The following is a 21,689-nucleotide window of genomic DNA, read 5'->3' on the forward strand; positions in this document are numbered from 1 at the left end:
TTCAATCTGCTAATTTTAATTAATAGCTTTTGAAAGCGCTTTTCTTTTCAAAAAACGAGGGGAAAACCATACCTTACTTCAACCATAACATGTAATCTGCTATTTCATTACCATCGGAGCTTTTTTTATGATGGAATTAAGAGATAAGCCATTACAAACTGCTAACTGATTTCTCTAAGAACTAAATCTCTAAAGAAAAGCAAACAATGAAAATCGACTACAAAAATCAGCCAAAAAGCAATGTTGGGCTCGATTATCTTGGACTAAAAAATACAGAAAACGCGCTTTGGAACCTGAACCCATCACAACTATACGAGCAAGCTTTAAAAAACGGAGAGGCGAAATTAACAGACAAAATGGTTCTTCTGGTTCAGACCGGTAAATATACCGGCCGTTCTCCGAAAGATAAATTTTTGGTTGAACAGCCATCAATCAATGATGATATCGATTGGGGACCTATCAATCAGCCTATTTCTGAAGGTGTATTTGAAAATCTTCATAAGAAAGTTGTTGATTACCTGGATGGAGAAAAATTGTATGTGAAAGATCTTTATGCAGGCGCAGACCCTAACTATAGGCTAAATGTCCGTATTGTAAGTGAGGCCGCTTATCATGGATTGTTTTCACACAATATGTTTATCAATCCAACAGACGATGAACTTAAAACTCATAAACCGCAATTTACGGTACTGGCTGCTCCTAATTTTGAAGCAGATCCTGAAGTTGATGGAACTCGTTCTAAAACATTTATACTCTGTAATTTTGAGAAAAAAATTATTCTTATCGGGGGCACTCTTTACTCAGGTGAAGTTAAAAAGGGAATCTTTGCTGTGATGAACTACTTGCTGCCTAAGAAAAATGTAATGGCTATGCACTGTTCTGCAAACATGGATAAAGATGGTAAAACAGCGGTCTTTTTTGGGCTATCCGGTACCGGTAAAACCACTCTTTCTGCAGATGCAAGTAAAACACTGATTGGTGACGACGAGCATGGCTGGAGCGATGATGGGATCTTTAATGTAGAAGGTGGATGTTATGCCAAAACCATCAATCTGTCACGAGAAAATGAGCCTGAAATTTTTCAGACAACTCAAATGCCCGGTACAATATTGGAAAATGTAGTACTGGATAAGAATAGGGTCCCCGATTTTAGTGATGACAGCCTTACGCAAAATACACGTTGTGCTTACCCTATAAACTATATTCCAAATGCAAGCGAAACCGGACGCGGTGGTCATCCCAAAAATGTAATTTTTCTTACAGCTGATGCATTCGGCGTACTCCCTCCTATCTCTAAACTGACTCCTGAACAGGCAATGTATCATTTCATTAGTGGGTACACAGCCAAAGTCGCAGGAACAGAACGTGGAGTTACGGAACCTCAAGCCACATTTTCGGCATGTTTTGGAGCCCCATTTATGCCACTGCATCCCACAGTTTATGCAGAACTGCTTGCTGATAAAATCAGAAAGCACAATTCAAACGTTTGGTTGGTAAACACCGGTTGGACCGGCGGAATGTATGGCGTAGGTAACAGAATGAAGCTTTCTCACACTCGAAAGATGCTTAATGAAGCACTGGAAGGAAATCTGGATGATGTGGAATTCATTACAGAACCGGTTTTTGGACTTCAAATGCCAAAATCCGTTCCAGGAGTACCGGATACTGTACTTCAGCCAAAACAGACATGGTCTGATAAAGATGCTTATGACAAAAAAGCAGCTGAGTTGGCGAATATGTTTAAAGAGAACTTTAAGAAATTTAGCGACCAGGCGAGTGAAGAGCTTCTGGCAGCAGGTCCTAATATCTAAATTACAAACTATCATTTATTTAAAGCCCGGTTTTACTTAAGGTATGCCGGGTTTTTTATTTGTCTAAACTGTGCATTTATTCACAAGTAATATCGCTTGAACACTTTTAGTCAGTGCTGAATATCCTTACATTCACAATTGTTGAATATTGAATAAGAGTTTGAATTGAATGAATAGTAATAACATTCCGGATTTTAACAGTACCGTATCGATTGACAAAGTTGGTGTGGAAGAACGTGTAAGCCGACTTAATAAAAGAAGTATCAAAAAAGATTCGAAGAAACAGGCTTTGAAACTTGCCTTAAGTATGATTGACCTGACAACACTTGAGGGAAAAGATTCCGAAGGAAAAGTGATTCAGCTTTGTAGTAAAGCCCGTACACCCTACGCCCCAATGCCGGATTTACCATCTGTTGCCGCTGTATGTGTTTACCCAAGTATGGTTAAAACAGCTAAAAATGCCTTAAAAGGTACATCTATTCATGTTGCCAGTGTCGCTACCGCTTTTCCAAGTGGAATGGCTCCTTTAAAAGTAAAACTAGAGGATACTAAATTTGCAGTTGATGCAGGTGCTGATGAAATCGATATGGTTATTTCCCGGGGTGAATTTCTAAAGGGTAATTACAATATTGTTTTTGATGAAATTGCCACCATAAAAGAAGCTTGTGGAGATGCACATCTGAAAGTGATTCTTGAGACCGGTGAACTTGAAACGTACGAAAATGTTCGGAAAGCCAGTGATCTGGCCATGTATGCCGGTGCTGATTTTATTAAAACTTCAACCGGAAAAATATCGCCTGCAGCCACTCAACCCGTTACTCTTGTGATGCTTGAAGCTATCCGAGACTATTATCAGGCTACCGGAAAAATGATTGGTATGAAACCTGCCGGTGGAATTCGAAAGGCAAAACAAGCCTTACAGTACCTGGTTCTGGTTAAAGAAACACTTGGCGCTGCATGGTTATCTCCCGATTGGTTTAGGTTTGGGGCAAGTTCCTTAACGAATGATCTCTTGATGCAGATCGTGAAACAGGAAACCGGAGTCTATCAAAGTTCAACCTATTTTTCAAATGATTAAGAACTGCTATTCAGCATCTTATAAAGAGTATCTATTATTTATCTAAGAACAATTTTTGCATTATGACTCAATCAACAAAAGAGAAGTCGAAAAACGGAGAAGTTAAACCTACCTCCCCTAACTCTGATTTGAAATTGGATTTTGATTCGTTTTGGGAATACAGCGAAGCACCGGAAAGCAGCGATCATATTCAATTAAAGGAGAAATATGATCTGTTTATAAACGGAGAATTTGTTGCCGGGAATAAGGGTCGAATGATGAACACCATCAACCCGGCGACTGAAAAAACTATAGCTGAGTTTACTGAAGCAACTTCTGAAGATATTGACTTGGCTGTTAAATCGGCCCGAAGAGCTTATGAGAAAACCTGGAGTAAGCTAACCGGAAAAGAGCGAGGAAAATATATCTATCGATTGGCCAGAATGATTCAGGAACATGCAAAAGACCTGGCAATTATCGAGTCTATGGATGGCGGAAAACCGATTCGTGAATCACGAGATGTAGATGTTCCCTTGGCGGCAGCTTACTTTTTCTACTATGCCGGCTGGGCCGATAAATTGGATTACGCTTTTCCAGGCCGTAAAGCTGAGCCTGTTGGCGTATGCGGTCAAATTATCCCATGGAATTTTCCACTATTGATGTTATCCTGGAAAATAGCCCCTGCACTGGCAGCCGGAAATACCGTAGTACTTAAGCCTGCCGAAACCACACCTCTCACAGCACTTAAATTTGCTGAAATTTGTCAGGATGCCGGTTTACCGGATGGTGTAGTTAATATTGTAACAGGTGCCGGCCCTACAGGAGCTGCAATTGTAGACCATCCCGATGTCGATAAAATTGCGTTTACCGGATCTACAGAGGTAGGTAAGATTATTCAAAAATCCCTGGCCGGTTCAAAGAAGAAATTTACATTAGAACTGGGCGGTAAGGGACCAAATATCATATTTGAGGATGCTCCCATTGATCAGGCAGTTGAAGGAATTATCAACTCCATATTTTTTAATCAAGGACACGTTTGTTGTGCGGGATCACGCCTTTTGGTTCAGGAAGGGATTGCAGATAAACTTATCAAAAAGTTAAAAGAACGTATGGAAACGTTGATCGTTGGCGATCCATTAGACAAAAACACTGATATTGGTGCGATCAACTCCAAAAAGCAGTACGAAAAAATTAATGAGTATCTTAAAATTGGAGTAGATGAAGGTGCAACCATCCACCAAAACAGTAAAGAGCTCCCAGAAAATGGATACTTTTGTAAACCTACCATTTTTACAGATGCTGGCCAGAGTAACCGAATAGTTCAGGAAGAGATTTTTGGCCCGGTGTTAACCATTCAAACATTCAGAACACCGGATGAAGCCATCGATAAGGCAAACAATACACCATTTGGACTTGCCAGCGGTATATGGACGGATAAGGGTTCCAAGATTTTTAAAGTAAGCCAAAAAATTCGTTCAGGAGTAGTATGGGCTAACACGTACAATAAGTTTGACCCCACATCTCCTTTTGGTGGATATAAAGAGAGTGGGATGGGACGCGAAGGCGGTTTGCACGGCCTCTACCCTTACGTAAATCTGAAATAACCTGATCAAAATTTATTTAAAAATAGTGTTGCTATGTCAGATAGAATTGAAGTGATGAAAACTTACAAAACCTACGTGGGCGGAAAATTTCCGAGAAGTGAATCCGGGAAAACGTATCCCATTAAGGACTCGTCAGGTAGTGTAATTGCCAATGCCTGCCGTTGTACACGAAAAGATGTAAGAGATGCAATGCTACCGGCTCGATCTGCATTTGGAGATTGGAGTGGCCGATCAGGGTACAATCGGGGACAAATTCTCTATCGAATTGCAGAAATGCTCGAGGGAAGAAAAGAACAGTTTGTGTCTGAGTTGGAGTTGACCGGAAAAAAAACCAAGGAAGCTCAAAAAGAAGTGGAATTATCTATAGACCGATTGGTTTATTATGCGGGCTGGACGGATAAATATCCACAAGTCTTCGGGACTATCAACCCTGTGGCCAGCCAGCATTTTAATTTCACTGCGCCTGAACCTGCCGGAGTGGTTGCAATCATTAGTACAGACAACTCACCGCTCCTATCCATTGTATCACAGGTAGCCCCGGTTATAGCAGGCGGAAATACGTGTGTGGTTTTGGCATCGGAGACAAATCCCCTAGTAGTTGTCAGTTTTGGGGAAGTATTAAACTCATCTGATGTGCCCGGTGGAGTTGTTAACATACTTACCGGATTCAGAGAGGAAATCCTTGATCATCTTACAAAACATATGGACGTGAACGCCGTTTTCAATTCTGTTGACGACCAGAAAACACGGAAACTTATTGATCTTAATGCATCTATAAGTGTAAAACGTGTTCATCACTATCCAGTGAGTGATTGGTATGATGACAAACACGAAAATCCATACCTGATACTTGAATTTCAGGAAAGTAAAACAACATGGCATCCGGCCGGCGTTTAGATAATTATGAAAAAACTGATCTTAAGTTTACTCTCTATTTTTCTTTTTTTGAGCTGCTCTACAACTGAATCAGTTCGGGAGTCTGATGACCGCTCTCCTGAAGAGCGATCACCTTATATAGAAATCAGTGATGAAGCGCTGGAAGAATTTGCCTATGAGGAACTGGATGAATTTGAGCGTACACTTTATCTGAACAGGACCCGCTTAACCGATCGCTTTGCAACGATTCAGCACGATATGCCTGAACTGTTCACAAGAGAAGGTACTTTTGAAAAACGGGAAGTTGATCAATTTGCCGGGTATCGGGTTCAAATTTTATCAACCCGGGATGTTGTACATGCAGACACTACCCGAGATAATTTTGTTGCCTGGGCTGATACAACCATGCAGGGATATAAACCCAATGCATACGTTCATTTCCGACAGCCATTTTACAGAGTTCGGGCCGGAGATTTTCAGAATAGGGAGAAAGCGATCGAGTTTTCCCGGTTAATCAAACAGGAATATCCAGAGGCCTGGATTGTTCATGATCGCATTGTTCCGGAAAATGCCCCTGCCGACACTTCAATATTTCGCTTTTTGGAAATTATTGAAGAAGATGAAGTTGATGAAAGTGATGAGTAGTATCTAACTCAGTATTGTTGGTTATGGATCCTTTATGAAACAGGATCCAATTCCCAAATGAGTTTATTTATACGTTAAATCTGAAAAGCATTACGTCGCCATCTTTAACGGTATATTCTTTTCCTTCCTGACGCATTTTTCCGGCCTCTTTAGCAGCTTTTTCTGAGCCTAACTCTACATAATCGTTGTAGGCAATTGTTTCAGCACGGATAAACCCTTTTTCGAAATCCGTGTGAATAACACCTGCAGCTTGTGGCGCTTTGGTGCCTTCTGTGATGGTCCATGCCCGAACCTCTTTAGGTCCTGCAGTAAAGTAAGTGATCAGGCCAAGGTTTTTGTAAGCTGCCTGAATCAAACGATCTAAACCGGCCGATTCGACGCCAAGCTCTTCCAGAAACATCTCTTTTTCTGATTCGTCAAGTTCAGCAATCTCGGCTTCAATTTTAGCACAAAAAGTAACAACTTCATCATCGAACTTATTCGCTATTTTACGAACCGTTTCTACATAATCGTTACCGCTGTTTAACTCATCTTCTGCCACATTACAAGCGTATAGAACGGGTTTGTCTGATAGTAATGATAAATCCCGATAAGCCTTTCTCTCCTCACTATCTGCTTCAAAAGTACGGGCGCTGTTTCCCTCTGATAAATGGTCCTCAAGCTTTTGTACAATCTCCAGATCAGCCAATAGTTTTTTATCACCGCTCTTAGACTCTTTCTTCAGTTTTTCCACACGTTTTTCAACCGACTCCAAATCCTTTAAAATCAGCTCATCTTCAATGATATGGATATCTCGTTCAGGATCTACAGAACCTTCAACATGAATGATATCATCATCCTCAAAGCAGCGTACAACGTGTACCAGAAGGTCCACTTCCCGAATATGAGATAGAAATGCATTTCCCTTTCCCTTCCCTTCGGAAGCACCTTTAACCAAACCGGCAATATCCACAAATTCAATTGTTGCAGGGATGGTTTCTTTGGGATCAATCAATTTTGTAAGAGTTGTTAGACGTTGATCCGGGACGGTAACCAAACCTACATTGGGATCAATGGTACAAAATGGGAAGTTTGCTGATTCAGCGCCTGCATTACTCAAAGCATTAAAAAGAGTGGATTTGCCAACATTAGGCAATCCAACAATACCACATTTTAAATTCATAAATATTAATTCTTAAAAGTCGAGTGAAGTTTGTTGTATAAATTGTTGTTCGGGTAGCAGAACCGCAGTTAATTTTCCATAACCAAGCTTTTCATACACGCATCCTGTATCTATACCAATCATATTTTTCTTTTGAATAGGATAAGGTCTTGGTGTATGTCCAAAAATCACAGTTTTTTCCCATGGTGTTTCGAATGAGTCAATATGATCTCTGCCCCATAAGAAAAAGTCGTGATTTTCTTCTGACTCTATACTTTTGCGTATAGGCTGATGAGGCGGAACACCTGCATGAACAAAAAAGTAGTCGTCTGTTTGATAGTAGAGTTTGGTATTTATATAGAACTCTAGATGATCATCCGGTATTTGATCTGCCCCGTCCACACCATATGATTCTAAAGTTGTATCTCCGCCATTCAGGAGCCAATTATAATCTCTTTTAGATTCAAATGAATCGAGCAGCATCTGTTCATGATTTCCACGCAGAAATATACAATTGCGTTCGTTTTGTACTTTCAACAGAAAATCAACCACACCTTTTGAGTCAGGACCACGATCAATATAATCTCCAATAAATATAAAGGAGGCGTCTGAAAAAGGTTCGAGTTTATCCCACAATGCCTTTAAAGATTGTGAACAGCCGTGAATGTCTCCTATAGCAACTAGTTGATTAGTCATTCAATTATGAGGATTCTATTAAGCCTCTTCCCTTTTTATTGATTTTCCCATCTTCATCCAACTGATTTAGTACTGCATCCAGAATACCGTTCACAAAATTTCCACTTTTCCCTGTGGAATAATCTTTTGCAAGCTCAATAGCCTCGTTAATAGTAACTTTAGTGGGTACTTCTTCAAAGTGGAGGAATTCTGTCATGGCCATCCTGATGATTAGCTTATCAAGCATGGCCAGACGTTCTACTTTCCAATTCTTAATATGATTTTGAATAATCTCATCATACTCATGAGCAAAATCTACAGTTGTTAATAACAGTTTTTCAGCAAACTTAATAGAGTTCGTATCATCTTTTAATTCAGCCTTTATAATATTCTTTGTTACATCCTGAGTCCGGCTATTGCCTACCTCAACGGCATAAATCGCTTTTAAAGCTGATTCTCGTGCTGCTCTTCTATTCGACATACATTTTATTAATTATTCAAAGACAGGAAAAATACAAAGCATTATACTCAGCTGAAAGATTTCAATGCTATTTCTTTTGCTATTAAAACAATTGGTGTTGTATATTTGGACTCTTGGGTTCATAGCTCAGATGGTTAGAGCGCTACATTGACATTGTAGAGGTCGGCAGTTCGAATCTGCCTGAACCCACCAACTCATTTCTCTTCCTTTTTAAGATATGCGTAATTGAGCGGGAAATTCTCTCAGTTGCTGGAACGCAAGCACACCGAACGTTTTGAAATAAAGAGATCCAAACTCTTAGCTATTCAATGGATCTATCTAACACAAATAGTTGATTCATCAACTGCAGGTCTATTGAATCACGATAAGTTTGGGTTAAACTGTCTTTAAAAGCAGAAATAGTAAAATATGCCGTATCCGAACAGCGTATTTCATTATCCCATGCCTGATCACAAGCATGGATTACATAAGAAATTGAATCTGCTACATGATTGATTTCCAAATTAATACGATGAATATCAATTTCAGATTGTCGATGTTCCCAGTCTACAGATAGTATAAGATCTTCTGCTTCTTGCAAATCATTATTTATACTACTCAAATCAGGATCTTGCAAACTATCATTAAAATCATTTGAAACGTCACTCGACATTAAAACCTGCTGGTAACTTTCCAAGCCACCAATTGAATTTGGAACATTCGTCTTGCAACCTACTGACAATAACGTCAGCAACAATACAAAATTGGCGATGCCAAAATATGTTCCTACCCTTTTCATGTTTAAACCCCTTAAATTGTAGCATAACTAACTGCTACAGTCTGTTCACTCCTACTAAATCGGGCTTTTTTGCCCACTTAATTGATTGCTTAAATCTTTGTTCTATAATAACTACTCTGCAGAAGAATTATTAGTCGTTCAACGATAATAACTCCTTTATTAAAAAATTTTCACGTACGTAAAAACCTTGATATTCAGACCAAGTTGCATTCAAGCTTATGGAACCTTGCTATCTACTCTTGAAGAGTGCTTTTCTTTAGAGCAGATGGGAAAAATGGATTTATCTCGGTTTTGTATTCCAACAACCCTACTCTTAATTTGAACTTATTATAATGAATAAAAATTTCATCAATGAATTATGAAAATAACAGCAATTGCAATAATCTGTATCTCTTTCCTTTTAGTTTTGGGATGCAGTAACGATAAAAGTATGACTGAAAATCCGTTCTATTCTGAAAGCTCTCTTCCATTTGAAGCCCCTGATTTTGATAACATCGAAAACAGACATTTTATGCCTGCCTTTGAACGCGGCATGAAAGAAGGACTGGAACAAATTGAAGCCATTGCCAACCAAGATATACCGCCCACTTTTGATAATACCATTGTAGCAATGGAGCAAAGTGGTGATTTGTTAACTCGGGTTCAACAAGTGTTCTATAACTTGACCTCTGCTCACACAAATGACGAGATTCAGGATATCCAGTCTGAACTAGCTCCTAAGCTCGCTGCTCACTCAGATAACATCTATTTGAATCGTAACCTTTTTGAACGTGTAGAAACACTATACAACGATATCGAATCTCTCTCTTTAAGTGATGAAGCTGAAAAGCTATTATCCGACATTTACCGTGATTTTGTTCGGGCCGGTGCACAGCTTTCAGACTCAGAACAACAGCGTATGCGTGAGATTAATGAGCGAATGTCTTCATTAACTACGGAATTTCAGGAAAAGCTTTTAGCAATGACTCGTGAACGGGCTGTAGTGGTTGATGATATTGATATGTTGGAAGGATTGAGTAACGATCGTATTGCTGCTGCTAAAGAAGCCGCAGAACAGAGAGACCATGATGACAGTTATTTAATCAATATTTCCAATACTACGCGTCACCCCCTCCTCTCATCACTAAGTAACAGAGAAATGAGAAAACAGATTTGGGAAGCATCTGCCTACCGTGGCCTTGGTGAAAATGGAGGAATTGATACTCGCCCAATTCTACTCGAAATTGCAGAACTGCGCGCTGAGAGAGTTCAACTTCTTGGTTATGAAACGTATGCACACTACGCAATTGAACCTCAAACAGGCGAAACACCTGAACGTGTCTTAGAACTTCTCAAAGATTTAATTCCACCGGTTGTAACCAATAGCGAAGTGGAGGCTGAATTGATCCGTGAGTATATGCAGCAAGACGGTATTGAAGATGATCTTCAACCCTGGGATTGGGAATACTATGCGGAAAAAGTTCGGCAGGAACGATATGACATTAACGATAACGAAGTCAGAGCTTATTTTGAACTGAACCGTGTTTTGGACGACGGTGTTTTCTTTGCAATGGAAAAACTCTTCGGAATTACATTTGAAGAGCGATTTGATCTCCCGGTATATCATGAAGATGTAAGAGTATGGAATGTGATGGATGAAGACGGATCGCAAATCGGACTTTTCTATGGCGATTTCTTCAGTCGAGACTCAAAGAGAGGTGGTGCATGGATGAACTCATTTGTAGTTCAATCTCACTTGAAAGAAAAAAATCCTGTAGTCGTTAACGTTTTAAATATAACTCCACCGGCAGAAGGTGAACCCGCACTTGTAAGTTTTGATAATGTGACGACTCTATTTCATGAAATGGGTCATGCCGTTCATGGACTATTTTCAGACGTAACCTACCCTTCCTTAGCCGGCACATCTGTACCAAGAGATTTTGTCGAATTCCCTTCAACTTTCCAGGAAGATTGGGCAATACTTCCTGAAGTACTTGAGAATTATGCTAAACATCATGAAACCGGTGAACGGATTCCTCAGGATCTCTTAGACAAATTGATCGAAGCCAGAGAGTTCAATCAGGGATTCAATACCTACGAATATCTTGCCGCAACCTTAGTGGATATGGAGTGGCACCTCTTGGATCAATCCTCAATTCCATCAGATGTTGAAGCATTTGAACAGGCATCACTTGCAAAATATAACCTTGCAAATCCTGCTATTCCTCCAAGATATAAGTCAACGTATTTTTCTCACATTTTTTCCGGAGGGTATGCGGCTAATTACTATGCCTATATTTGGAGTGAAATTCTAGCGGCTGATGCGTTTGCATTTATGAGTAATCAAGGTGGACTTACCCGGGATAACGGAAATCGATTCCGGGAGTATATTTTGTCTCAGGGCGGCAGTGAAGAAGCCATGGATCTGTATCGTAATTACAGGGGCGGAGAGCCGGATGTTCAACACTTACTCGAAAGGCGTGGACTTACTTCGAACTAGGTCACTAGAACGTTTATATAAGTAAAATAAAACCTCATCGGCATTCCCGATGGGGTTTTTTATTTTTCAAGCTTAAATGAAAAGGTATAAGCAGTACCATCTGCAGGGTTTACACTCATTTCTGCATTCAACTGTCTATTCAGTGTTTTAATCAGGGTTAATCCAAGTGACGTTTCTCCCAGATTTTCGAATTCTCCGGGTAAACCGATTCCGTTGTCACTAATCTCGAGTTTTATATTCTGTTCTTTGTCCATTGATAAGGATGCGTTGAGTTTTGCCTCTCCTATAAATGATTTACCAAACGCGTGTTTATAGGCATTCGTAAAAATTTCATTTAATAAAAGTCCGCATGGAATCGCTTGAGTGATCGTAAACTCAACAGGTTCTAAATCTAATTGGATCTGAATTGGATAGGAATCCGTACGATGTGTTTTATCAATAACATCAACAAGATCTTCGATATATTTTGCAAAGTTTATATTCGATAGAGTCTCATTTTGATAAAGCTTTTCATGAATCAATGCCATAGTGTTGATACGCATCTGGCTATCCTTTAAAGCTTCCTGAACATCGAGATTTTCAGTGCTATGAGACTGAAGATCCAATAAACCGGTAATCACGGCCAAATTGTTTTTTACACGATGATGTATTTCAGCAAGCAGTACCTCCTTCTCTTTTAAGGAGCTTTTTAGCTTTCCCTCTGCATTCTTCTGATCTGTGATGTCAACATATAAGCCGTAAATGGAAATGGTTTTACCATCAACTTTAACAGGCACACCGTAGATTAGTACATCAACAATTTTTCCTGATTTCGTTTTACGAGACCCCATAACTTCAAAAGTTTCAGAGCTGTTCGATAGTTTTCTCGCAACATCCAGTTCTTCGTCAGGTGCAATTAAATCATCAATATTTAACCCTCTGATGTCGTCAATCTTATATTCGAAAATTTCTTCAAAACTTTTGTTAACCATCTGCACTTCATTATGGTTATCAAGCATCGCTATACCAACCGGTGCATTCTGAAAAAGCTGCCTGAATAGCTCTTCACTGTGCTTAAGTTCTTTTTGTTGTTCGTGCTGTTGACTAATATCACGGGCCATGGCTATTACCACATCCTTGCCAAAATACTTTCCGGGATTCAGTGTCACCTCATTAGGAAAAATTTCTCCATTTTTTCGTTTACCCCACCACTCGAATCGCTGCATTTCTCCCTCGAGTGCCTTTTCAATAAAGCCAAAAGTTCTCTCTTTATTTACTTTTCCCGGAGCTGCAAGCAGCATTGGATCTTTACCAATTATTTCATCTCTATCGTATCCAAAAATTTCCTGTGCCGTTCGGTTTGCTTCTATAAACTCACCATCGCTGTTGTGAATATAGATTGCGTCCCCTATAGAGTTAAACAGGTCTTTATAACTTTGGATCGAGTACTTGAGTTTTTTCTGAGCATCCATCTGTTTTGTTTGATCGATTACAACTCCCATAATAGCAATACGATCATCAAGCATGATTTTAGAACCATAAATTTTGACAAAAATCTCAGATTCATTTTTGGATAAGGCCCTGGCATCCACCTCAAATGAGTCGATTTCTGAATTATGAAACCGTTCCCGGAGTGACTTCAATTTCCCGACATCATTTTTATGAATCAATTCAACAGGATCGATTGACTGAAAAAGCTCATTTTTGGTGTATCCGGAAATCTCACAAAACATCGGATTCACATATTTGAGTTTACCGTCTTGCAGCAAGTATACGCCCACAGTTGAAGCTTCACTCAAAACCCGAAAACGTTGCTCAGACTCTTTTAACTTATCTTCAGCATTTTTACGCTCAGTGATATCCTCAATCAAAGAGTAGATGCTTAACAGTTTTCCACTTTGATCATAATTAGCAGAATTATGCCAAGTTGAATAGATTGTTTGTCCGTTTTCAAGAACCGTTTTAGAGTCAAAAGTAAAATAGTTATTGTAATTTAAAATCAGCTCATGGATCTTACTTTCAACAAAATCTCTGATATCTGGCTGTATAATACCGGTTTCGAAAAGTGATTTCCCCATTACCTGTTCATAATTCCACTCAAAAAGAGACTCTGCTTTCGGTGACCAATCTCTGATATTTCCGCTTCTGCTCCACTCTATTGTTGCCAATGGCAACCTCTCCCGTAAAGTATCAATTCTGGGCAGCTGATGTAGATTCTGTTCTACTTCGGGAAACTTATCAGAAATGTCATGCAGTACACAAAGTTGAACATATTTCCCATCTCTCTTGAGTTGATGAAATGTGTATTGCACATAAAAAGAAGATCCGTCTTTTCTGTAGTGCTTCCATACTGCGGGAAGTTGTAAATTATCTGATTTTAAAGCATCGCCATTTAAACCGGACACCGGCTCTCTATACTTCTCCCCTAAATCGGTAATTTTTTTGCTTAAGAACTCCTTTTTAGAAAATCCGTATTTAGTTTGACATGCCCGGTTAACTTCCAGGATATCAAGGGTGTAATAGTCGTAAATAAGCATGCATTCATTTTCAAAAAAACCATCTTCGATGTGTTTTTCTTGAGCAGATATTCCCATTACAAATGATTTAGTTCTGCAGCATTCCAAATAAATCTGAATATAACTAATTCAATTAGAGATAACAGTTTAAAGGATTGTCAGGATTTTGTATTTTAAGGCTTCATATGTTAACGAATTAAACTTATTCCTCACAGATAAAATTTAATGCCAGAAGAATTTATTACGCTCACCTTTCCTGACGGAGCAAAAAAAGAATTTAAAAAAGGAGTTTCAGGATTTGAAGTTGCTGAGAGCATTTCCAAAGGTTTAGCCCGCAATGCATTAAGTGTAACATTTAATGGAACGATAAAAGATTTGGATGCACCTATTGAAGAAAGTGGTGCGATAGAAATTAATACCTGGGACTCGGAGGATGGTCAATATACATTTTGGCACTCTTCGGCACACCTTCTGGCTGAGGCTATTCAAGAACTCTACCCAGACGCAAAATTCGGCATCGGCCCTCCTATCGAAAATGGTTTTTACTACGATATCGATTTTGGAGATGAATCCTTTGGTCAGGACCATCTTTCGAAAGTTGAAGATAAGATGATCGAACTTGCCAGAAATAAATCTGAGTTCAAGCGTCGCGATGTCTCAAAAGAAGAAGCTCTTGAGTTTTACAAAGAACGGGGTAACGAGTATAAAGTAGACCTGATTGAAGATCTTGAAGATGGAACCATTACATTTTATGAGCAGGGTTCATTTACAGACCTTTGTAAAGGTCCGCATATTCCGGATACATCACTGATAAAGGCCGTTAAGCTGACCAATCTTGCAGGGGCTTATTGGAGAGGTGATGTTGACAGCAAGCAGTTGACCCGTATTTACGGTGTCTCTTTTCCTAAACAGAAACTATTAAAAGAGCACCTTGAACAGCTTGAGGAAGCTAAAAAGCGTGATCATAAAAAATTAGGGAAAGAGTTGGGCATTTATATGATGGACAGAATGGTCGGTTCCGGACTGCCTATGTGGCTTCCGAATGGTACTGTTCTCAGAAGAACTCTTGAAGCTTTTTTGCGGGAAGAACAGAAAAAACGGGGATATAAAGAAGTTATCACTCCTCATATAGCCAATATTGAGCTTTATGAAACCTCTGGGCACTACCCCTATTACAAGGATTCTCAATTTGATCCAATGGAGGTTGATGATGAGAAGTACATGCTCAAACCAATGAACTGTCCGCATCATCATAGAATTTATTCCAATGAATTACGCAGTTACCGGGATTTACCGCTCCGACTTGCAGAGTTCGGTTCAGTTTATAGATACGAACAGAGCGGTGAGCTGAATGGACTTTCGCGCGTTCGTGGATTTACGCAGGACGATGCACACATCTACTGTACTCACGACCAATTAAAAGATGAAATTAAGAGTACGATTGAGCTGACACAATTTGTGTTTTCCACATTTGGAATGCCTGTTGATATTCGTCTCTCTTTTCGAGATGATAATGACGAAAAGTATGGGGGAAATAACGAATATTGGGAACGTGCGCAGCAGGAAATTAAAGAAGTTGCCGACGAAATGGATCTGGACTATAAGATTGCATTGGGAGAAGCCAGCTTTTATGGGCCAAAAATTGATTTCATTATTCGTGATGCAATTGGCAGAAAGTGGCAGCTGGGAACCGTTCAGGTTGATTACGTGATGCCCGAAAGATTTGATTTGACTTACGTGGGATCAGATAACAATAAACATAGACCGGTCATTATCCATCGTGCACCATTTGGATCCATGGAACGCTTTACAAGTATTTTGATTGAGCATTTTGCCGGGGATTTCCCGCTATGGCTCTCTCCTCTTCAGGTAAAAGTCCTTCCAATTTCTGAAGATTTTAATGAGTATGCTGAGAAGTGTGTTAAGAAATTTGAAGATGCCGGAGTACGTGTAGAAATTGATACGCGTTCAGAAATGATTGGCGGTAAAATTAGGGATGCAGAAAATGCAAAAATTCCCTATATGTTAATAGTCGGAGCTAAAGAGCAGGAAGATGAATCTGTCTCCGTCAGAAGGCACAAAATGGGTGATATTGGAACGTTTTCACTCAATGATTTTTTTAATAGTGTGATGGAAGAGATTAACTCTAAATCACTTACAACAAACCTTAATTAAAATACAGAGGATTACTTATCGCAAGACCACGACCAACAAGAAGACCACGGAATGACGACAAACCGAGGGTTAATAACGAAATTCGGGCATCAGAGGTCAGATTAATTAAACCTGATGAAGAGCACGAAATCGTTTCTGTACAAAAAGCCCTTCAAATTGCCGAGTCATTCAATATGGACTTAGTAGAAGTTGCACCTAACGCCAAACCACCCGTTTGCAAGGTGATTGACTTTGGAAAGTTTATGTATGAAAAGAAGAAGAAGGAAAAGGAAGCGAAGAAAAAGCAACATACTATTCAAGTGAAAGAGTTGCGTTTCCGGCCTACTACTGATGATCATGACCTGGAATTTAAAACCCGTCACGCCAGAGAATTTTTAGAAGGCGGTGATAAAGTGAAAGCTACGGTTCAGTTTCGAGGACGTGATATGCTATATACAGAGCAGGGTGAAGAGCTGCTGAAAAATCTTGCTGAGGAATTAAGTGATGTCAGTAAAATCGAATCCAATCCTACCATGGAAGGACGCAGAATGATTATGATCTTATCTCCTTCAAAAGATTAAAGAAGTTCTTTTATCAGACCGTAAACATTTTTATCTTTCTGTTCTTTATAATTTCAGACAATTACGCTAGTTATGCCAAAAATGAAATCGAATAGTGGTGCGAAGAAGCGTTTTAAGGTTACCGGTTCCGGTAAAATTAAAAGAAAGAAAGCTTACAAGCGTCACATTCTCACAAAGAAATCACCTAAGCGGAAGAATAATCTCGGAAAGGATGCTTTGGTTCACAAAGCAGACGAAAGTTCTGTGAAAGATCTTCTCCCATACGGTGGAAAGTAAATCAAATTAATTATTAACTCTTAAACGTTAAGTAAAAATGCCACGATCAAGAAATTTGGTGGCTTCCCGTCGCCGTCGCCGGAAGATTTTAAATAAGGCGAAAGGCTATTGGGGCAGACGCAAAAACGTTTACACCGTTGCCAAGAATGCGGTAGAAAAAGGTCTTCAGTACCAATACCGCGACAGAAAGGTTCGTAAAAGAATGTTTCGTCGGCTTTGGATTACGCGTATAAATGCAGCTGCTCGATTAAACGGGACCACATATGCCAAGTTAATACACGGCATGAAGTCCAATAACATGGAAATTAATCGAAAAATGTTGGCCGATATCGCCGTTCGCGATCCGGAAACATTCGCTGCTGTTGTCAAAGAAGCAGTTAAGTAATTGCAATTTCATGTTTATAGCCGGCAAATCTTCTGAGGTTTGCCGGCTTTTTTTTATCAATATTGCACTATCTTTATAAACATAATCCTTCAATACTCCTCACAGAGTCCTTAAACAGCTAAGTAAGGCATGATCGAAAAAATTGAACTGATCAAAAAAGAGATAAAGAATTTTCAAATCACCAACGAGAAACAGTTGGAAGCTTTTCGCCTAGAGTTTCTCTCCAGAAATGGAAAAGTTCAGGAGATGTTTGGTATGATGGGCAATGTGCCAAATGAAAAGAAAGCTGAAATGGGTAAGGCAATGAATAAGGTTAAAATCCTTGCTCAAGAAAAATTTGAAGATAGTAAAAGCAATTTACAGTCAGCTTCGCGAAAGGAATTTGGTGCAAAAGATGATATTACCCTTCCTGTTGAACCTACCTACACCGGGTCTTTTCATCCGTTAACTCAGGCATTGGACGAGATCAAACAGATTTTTTTACGCCTTGGATTCAATATTGCTGATGGACCTGAACTGGAAGATGATTTCCACAATTTCACAGCACTCAATTTTCCACCCGATCACCCTGCTCGAGATATGCAGGATACTTTTTTTGTCAGAAAATCAGATCAACCGGATGAACAGGACCTGGTACTGAGAACGCATACCTCCCCAGTTCAAATTCGTTTGATGAAAGATCAACAACCGCCACTTCGATCCATCATGCCTGGCCGTGTTTACCGAAATGAAGCGGTTACTGCGAAATCATATTTTCAATTTAATCAGGTTGAAGGTCTTTACGTAGATAAGAATGTTACCATGGGCGAGCTCATTGAAACTCTTGTGATGTTTGCCAAACTCATGTATGGAAGTGATGTAAAATACAGGGTACGACCCTCCTTTTTTCCTTTTACAGAACCAAGCATTGAAATGGACGTTTGGTGGGAAAATGAAAAAGGCGGTCAATGGCTCGAAATATTAGGAGCCGGAATGGTCGATCCAAACGTTTTTGAAGCCGTAAATGTAGATCCGGAAATTTATACAGGATTTGCGTTCGGTATGGGAGTAGACCGTATTGCAATGCTACGCTATGGAATTGATGATATCCGCTTGCTTTATGAAAATGACCTGAGATTTTTGAATCAATTCAAATCATAAAATTAATTAACTGCATCTAAATTATATAGTGGAGCAGTTTACTTAAATATTCAAGATTTACTAAATACCAACGTTTTTAAGCATGAACATTTCTTATAACTGGCTCAAGCAGTACATCGATTTAGATTTATCACCCGCAGAAACTGAAGAAAAACTTACCCTGTCCGGTTTGGAAGTTGAAGGTATTGAACAGATAGGATCGGACTTTGAAGGATTTGTTGTTGGTGAAATTAATCAGGTAAGATCACATCCCAATGCAGATAAACTTCAAATATGTGATGTGAACCTGGGCAACAAAGAAGTTCAGATTATTTGTGGCGCCAAAAATGTAGCAAAAGGCCAAAAAGTACCGGTTGCAACTGTTGGGTCTACCCTTCCGGTTCCCATGGATGATGGAAGTTATTTGAAAATCAAAAAGGCCAAATTAAGAGGAGAAGCTTCTCACGGGATGATCTGCTCTGAATCTGAGCTTGGTTTAAGTGATGACCATTCGGGGATTATGGTATTAAATTCTGATTTGCAGGTAGGCTCATCACTTAAAGAGGCTTTAAATGTAGACAAAGACACAATCTTTGAAATTGGATTGACTCCTAATCGTCCTGATGCCTCCTGCCATGTAGGTGTTGCACGGGATTTATCGGCAATTACCGGTAAACCACTGAACAACCCCTATTCGGAGTTAAAGCCTGAGAAAGGTTCTTTAGATGATCACATTTCCATTTCGATTAGAGATGAAGATAAATGCCATCGCTATGTTGGAATTATGGTTCGAGACTTGGAAGTTAAAGAGTCTCCGGCTTGGTTGAAGCAGAAATTAACGGCCATTGGATTAAGACCCCGTAATAATGTTGTAGACATTACCAATTACGTGTTACAGGAAATTGGACAGCCGCTACACGCATTTGATTATGATAAAATTGCGAGTAAAAAAATTGAAGTTAAAACATTCGATAAGGAGATGAACTTCACTACACTTGATGATGTGGAACGTAAAGTGCCGGCCGGCTCTCTCTTTATCTGTGATGGAAATGGTCCGGTAGCTATTGCCGGTGTGATGGGTGGTGAAAACAGTGAAGTATCACTAGAAACTAAAAATGTACTAATTGAAAGCGCGTACTTTAACCCCTCTTCCATTCGTAAAACCTCTAAGCAGCTGGCTCTGCAGACAGACAGTTCATATCGATTTGAGCGAGGAATAGATCCGGAGATTCAGTTAAAAGCAGCCCAGCGAGCCGCTGAACTTATAAGGAAATATGCCGGCGGTGAAATTGTGAAAGGATTTACTGATGTTCATCCTGTTAAATTTGAAAAAAGAGAAGTTTCACTTCGTCTGTCCAGAATTAACAGAGTATTGGGCACATCTCTGACGCTGAAGAAAGCAGAAGAAATATTAAATGGACTCGAATTTGAAACAACTTTAACCGGTGAAGGACAGCTTCTGTGTAAAGTACCAACGTTCCGGCCGGATGTAACACGAGAGATTGACTTAATTGAGGAAGTTGGACGAATTTTTGATTACAACAATATACCCTCTCCTACTTCCTCTCCTTTCTTCACACCGGAGACTCTGTCTGATTTTGAGGTGTATCAGCAGAAAATAAAATATTTTGCAAAAGGACTCGGTTACAAGGAGATCTCAACTAATTCCTTGTTGTCTCCCAAAGAAGCCGAAGCACTGGCTGAAAAAGAACTACAGGTTGAGACTTTAAATCCCGTCTCTCAGGAGAATACAACACTCAGAACCCATCTGGCCGGTGGATTTTTAAAGTCTGTAGGATACAATCTCAATCGGAATGCAGAGAAGATTCGATTTTTCGAGCTGGGTCATGTATTTAGAAATGCCAATAAGGAGAACAGTACATGGGTAGGTGGTATACAGGAAAATGTTCACCTTTTAATGGGTAGCTGTGGTCAAAAATATTCAGATGACTGGCAAGGATCTTCCTCAAATTATTCAATATTTGATGTCAAAGCCGATTTAGAAGCTCTGATTCAACATCTGGATATAGACAAATCTGTGGAATGCTCAGCTGAGAATAATTACTCCCTCCAATACAGCCTAAACGGGAAAACCGTTGCCGAGCTGAAACAAATTGACGAAAAAACACTTCATAGTTTTGATGTTGAGAAAGACGCGTTTGTTGCGGAAATAAATATTTCTCTGCTTTACGAAATGGGAGCCGGAAGAGATAAGACAACATACAAACCGGTAGCGAAATATCCTTCATTTGAATTTGATGCAGCCTTTACGGTAGATAAATCAATTCGTGCCGGAGAGCTTTCATCTGCTATCCATAAAAATGCAGATGAAACATTGCAATCGGTTTCGGCATTTGACGTATATGAAGGAGCAAATATTGGTGAGGATAAAAAAAGTATTGCATTTCGTCTCACTTTTTTAGATCCTAATAAAACATTGACAATCAAAGATGTAGAACCAAGAGTTCAAAAAATTGTTCAATCGTTAGAGAAAAAGTTTGGAGCTAAATTGAGATCATAGAATCTAACCTTATGGCTATCAGTGAAATTCAAAAAGAAACATTTTTAAATTTACTGGAACAGATCCGTACTGAGGTTCAATCACTTAAGAAAAAGAACAAAGATCTTAGCCGTGAAAACCTGAAGTTGAAGTCTAAACTGGATGAGATTCAAAAAGATCAGAACGATATATTTTCATCCATCAGTGAATCTGAACGTATTGCTATGAGACATAAAGTTGATGGATTAATCGAAAAACTGGAAAATCATTTAGGCCATTAATATGCAGTCCATAAAAGTAAATATTATGGGTAAGCAGATTCCTCTCAAAGTTGAAGAGAGTGAAGTGGAGAGTACTCGTAAGATTGCCCAATTCGTGGATGAAAAATTCAGGCTCTACAGAAATCAACTATCGAATCAACCCGATTCAACAGTTATGATTTTGGCTTGTTTAAATATCGCGGAAGAGGTATTTGAACTCAGATCAAAATTACAGTATCAAGAAGACAAAGAGAGTGAGTTGATGGACCAAATCAATCATAAGATTGAAGACTTTATCAAAGATCTTGCATAATATTTTTTTATAATAGAATCTTTTCGCCTGGTTTGTCGTTCTCAATCTATAGCATCATT

Annotated in this window: 19 protein-coding genes and 1 tRNA gene; 15 read left to right on the forward strand and 5 right to left on the reverse strand. The window is 39.3% G+C overall.

What is annotated here, in order from left to right; all coding sequences use genetic code 11:
• Positions 1-206: 206 nt before the first annotated feature.
• The 5 genes from pckA to CWD77_RS03555 all read left to right on the forward strand — a co-directional run bounded on the left by pckA (position 207) and on the right by CWD77_RS03555 (position 5,993).
• A complete protein-coding gene (gene pckA, locus CWD77_RS03535; RefSeq protein ID WP_101071841.1) occupies positions 207-1,811 on the forward strand; it encodes a phosphoenolpyruvate carboxykinase (ATP) in 1,605 nt (534 codons plus the stop codon).
• A 169-nt stretch (positions 1,812-1,980) separates the two neighbouring features.
• Positions 1,981-2,889 carry a deoxyribose-phosphate aldolase gene (gene deoC, locus CWD77_RS03540; RefSeq protein WP_101071842.1) on the forward strand — a complete coding sequence of 303 codons (909 nt, stop codon included), beginning with the start codon at positions 1,981-1,983 and terminating at the stop codon, positions 2,887-2,889.
• A gap of 62 nt (positions 2,890-2,951) precedes the next feature.
• On the forward strand, positions 2,952-4,472 hold the full coding sequence (locus CWD77_RS03545; RefSeq protein ID WP_101071843.1) for an aldehyde dehydrogenase family protein: 1,521 nt from the start codon (positions 2,952-2,954) through the stop codon (positions 4,470-4,472).
• 33 nt (positions 4,473-4,505) lie between these two features.
• A complete protein-coding gene (locus CWD77_RS03550) occupies positions 4,506-5,369 on the forward strand; it encodes an aldehyde dehydrogenase family protein (RefSeq protein ID WP_101071844.1) in 864 nt (287 codons plus the stop codon).
• A gap of 6 nt (positions 5,370-5,375) precedes the next feature.
• A complete protein-coding gene (locus tag CWD77_RS03555) occupies positions 5,376-5,993 on the forward strand; it encodes an SPOR domain-containing protein (RefSeq protein WP_101071845.1) in 618 nt (205 codons plus the stop codon).
• 67 nt (positions 5,994-6,060) lie between these two features.
• Here CWD77_RS03555 and ychF read toward each other — a convergent pair whose 3' ends face one another.
• The 3 genes from ychF to nusB are packed head-to-tail and all read right to left on the reverse strand — an operon-like array spanning position 6,061 to position 8,290.
• Positions 6,061-7,155, reverse strand: coding sequence for a redox-regulated ATPase YchF (gene ychF, locus CWD77_RS03560; RefSeq protein ID WP_101071846.1), 1,095 nt, complete (start codon positions 7,153-7,155; stop codon positions 6,061-6,063).
• A gap of 12 nt (positions 7,156-7,167) precedes the next feature.
• Positions 7,168-7,830: a metallophosphoesterase family protein gene (locus CWD77_RS03565; protein ID WP_101071847.1), complete on the reverse strand. Its 663-nt coding sequence runs from the start codon at positions 7,828-7,830 to the stop codon at positions 7,168-7,170.
• Positions 7,831-7,834: 4 nt separating this feature from the next.
• Positions 7,835-8,290: a transcription antitermination factor NusB gene (gene nusB / locus CWD77_RS03570; RefSeq protein ID WP_101071848.1), complete on the reverse strand. Its 456-nt coding sequence runs from the start codon at positions 8,288-8,290 to the stop codon at positions 7,835-7,837.
• Between the two features lie 115 nt (positions 8,291-8,405).
• Between nusB and CWD77_RS03575 the strand changes: the two genes are divergently transcribed.
• Positions 8,406-8,482: transfer RNA gene (locus CWD77_RS03575), tRNA-Val, on the forward strand.
• Positions 8,483-8,591: 109 nt separating this feature from the next.
• Here CWD77_RS03575 and CWD77_RS03580 read toward each other — a convergent pair.
• Positions 8,592-9,068, reverse strand: a complete 477-nt coding sequence (locus tag CWD77_RS03580) for a hypothetical protein (RefSeq protein WP_133120170.1) — start codon at positions 9,066-9,068, stop codon at positions 8,592-8,594.
• 358 nt (positions 9,069-9,426) lie between these two features.
• On the opposite strand from CWD77_RS03580, the gene CWD77_RS03585 reads away from it, so the two are divergent.
• Positions 9,427-11,547 (forward strand): M3 family metallopeptidase, encoded by a 2,121-nt coding sequence (locus CWD77_RS03585; RefSeq protein WP_101071850.1) that lies wholly within the window; start codon positions 9,427-9,429, stop codon positions 11,545-11,547.
• Positions 11,548-11,606: 59 nt separating this feature from the next.
• Here CWD77_RS03585 and CWD77_RS03590 read toward each other — a convergent pair whose 3' ends face one another.
• Entirely contained in the window at positions 11,607-14,120 is a 2,514-nt protein-coding gene (locus CWD77_RS03590) for a PAS domain S-box protein (RefSeq protein WP_101071851.1), read from the reverse strand.
• A 147-nt stretch (positions 14,121-14,267) separates the two neighbouring features.
• On the opposite strand from CWD77_RS03590, the gene thrS reads away from it, so the two are divergent.
• The 8 genes from thrS (at position 14,268) to CWD77_RS03630 (ending at position 21,630) form a co-directional block, all read left to right on the forward strand.
• Entirely contained in the window at positions 14,268-16,217 is a 1,950-nt protein-coding gene (gene thrS / locus CWD77_RS03595; protein ID WP_101071852.1) for a threonine--tRNA ligase, read from the forward strand.
• A 17-nt stretch (positions 16,218-16,234) separates the two neighbouring features.
• Positions 16,235-16,777, forward strand: coding sequence for a translation initiation factor IF-3 (gene infC / locus CWD77_RS03600; protein ID WP_101071853.1), 543 nt, complete (start codon positions 16,235-16,237; stop codon positions 16,775-16,777).
• Between the two features lie 72 nt (positions 16,778-16,849).
• Positions 16,850-17,053: a 50S ribosomal protein L35 gene (gene rpmI / locus CWD77_RS03605; RefSeq protein WP_101071854.1), complete on the forward strand. Its 204-nt coding sequence runs from the start codon at positions 16,850-16,852 to the stop codon at positions 17,051-17,053.
• 37 nt (positions 17,054-17,090) lie between these two features.
• Entirely contained in the window at positions 17,091-17,438 is a 348-nt protein-coding gene (gene rplT, locus CWD77_RS03610; protein ID WP_101071855.1) for a 50S ribosomal protein L20, read from the forward strand.
• A gap of 129 nt (positions 17,439-17,567) precedes the next feature.
• Complete coding sequence (gene pheS, locus CWD77_RS03615; RefSeq protein WP_101071856.1) at positions 17,568-18,578, forward strand: phenylalanine--tRNA ligase subunit alpha; 1,011 nt, start codon at positions 17,568-17,570, stop codon at positions 18,576-18,578.
• A gap of 82 nt (positions 18,579-18,660) precedes the next feature.
• Entirely contained in the window at positions 18,661-21,078 is a 2,418-nt protein-coding gene (pheT, locus tag CWD77_RS03620) for a phenylalanine--tRNA ligase subunit beta (RefSeq protein ID WP_101071857.1), read from the forward strand.
• Positions 21,079-21,089: 11 nt separating this feature from the next.
• Positions 21,090-21,338: a hypothetical protein gene (locus tag CWD77_RS03625; protein ID WP_240596631.1), complete on the forward strand. Its 249-nt coding sequence runs from the start codon at positions 21,090-21,092 to the stop codon at positions 21,336-21,338.
• 1 nt (position 21,339) lies between these two features.
• Positions 21,340-21,630: a cell division protein ZapA gene (locus CWD77_RS03630; RefSeq protein WP_101071858.1), complete on the forward strand. Its 291-nt coding sequence runs from the start codon at positions 21,340-21,342 to the stop codon at positions 21,628-21,630.
• Positions 21,631-21,689: the final 59 nt, after the last annotated feature.

Source organism: Rhodohalobacter barkolensis (assembly GCF_002834295.1).
Classification (GTDB): Bacteria; Bacteroidota; Rhodothermia; order Balneolales; family Balneolaceae; genus Rhodohalobacter; species Rhodohalobacter barkolensis.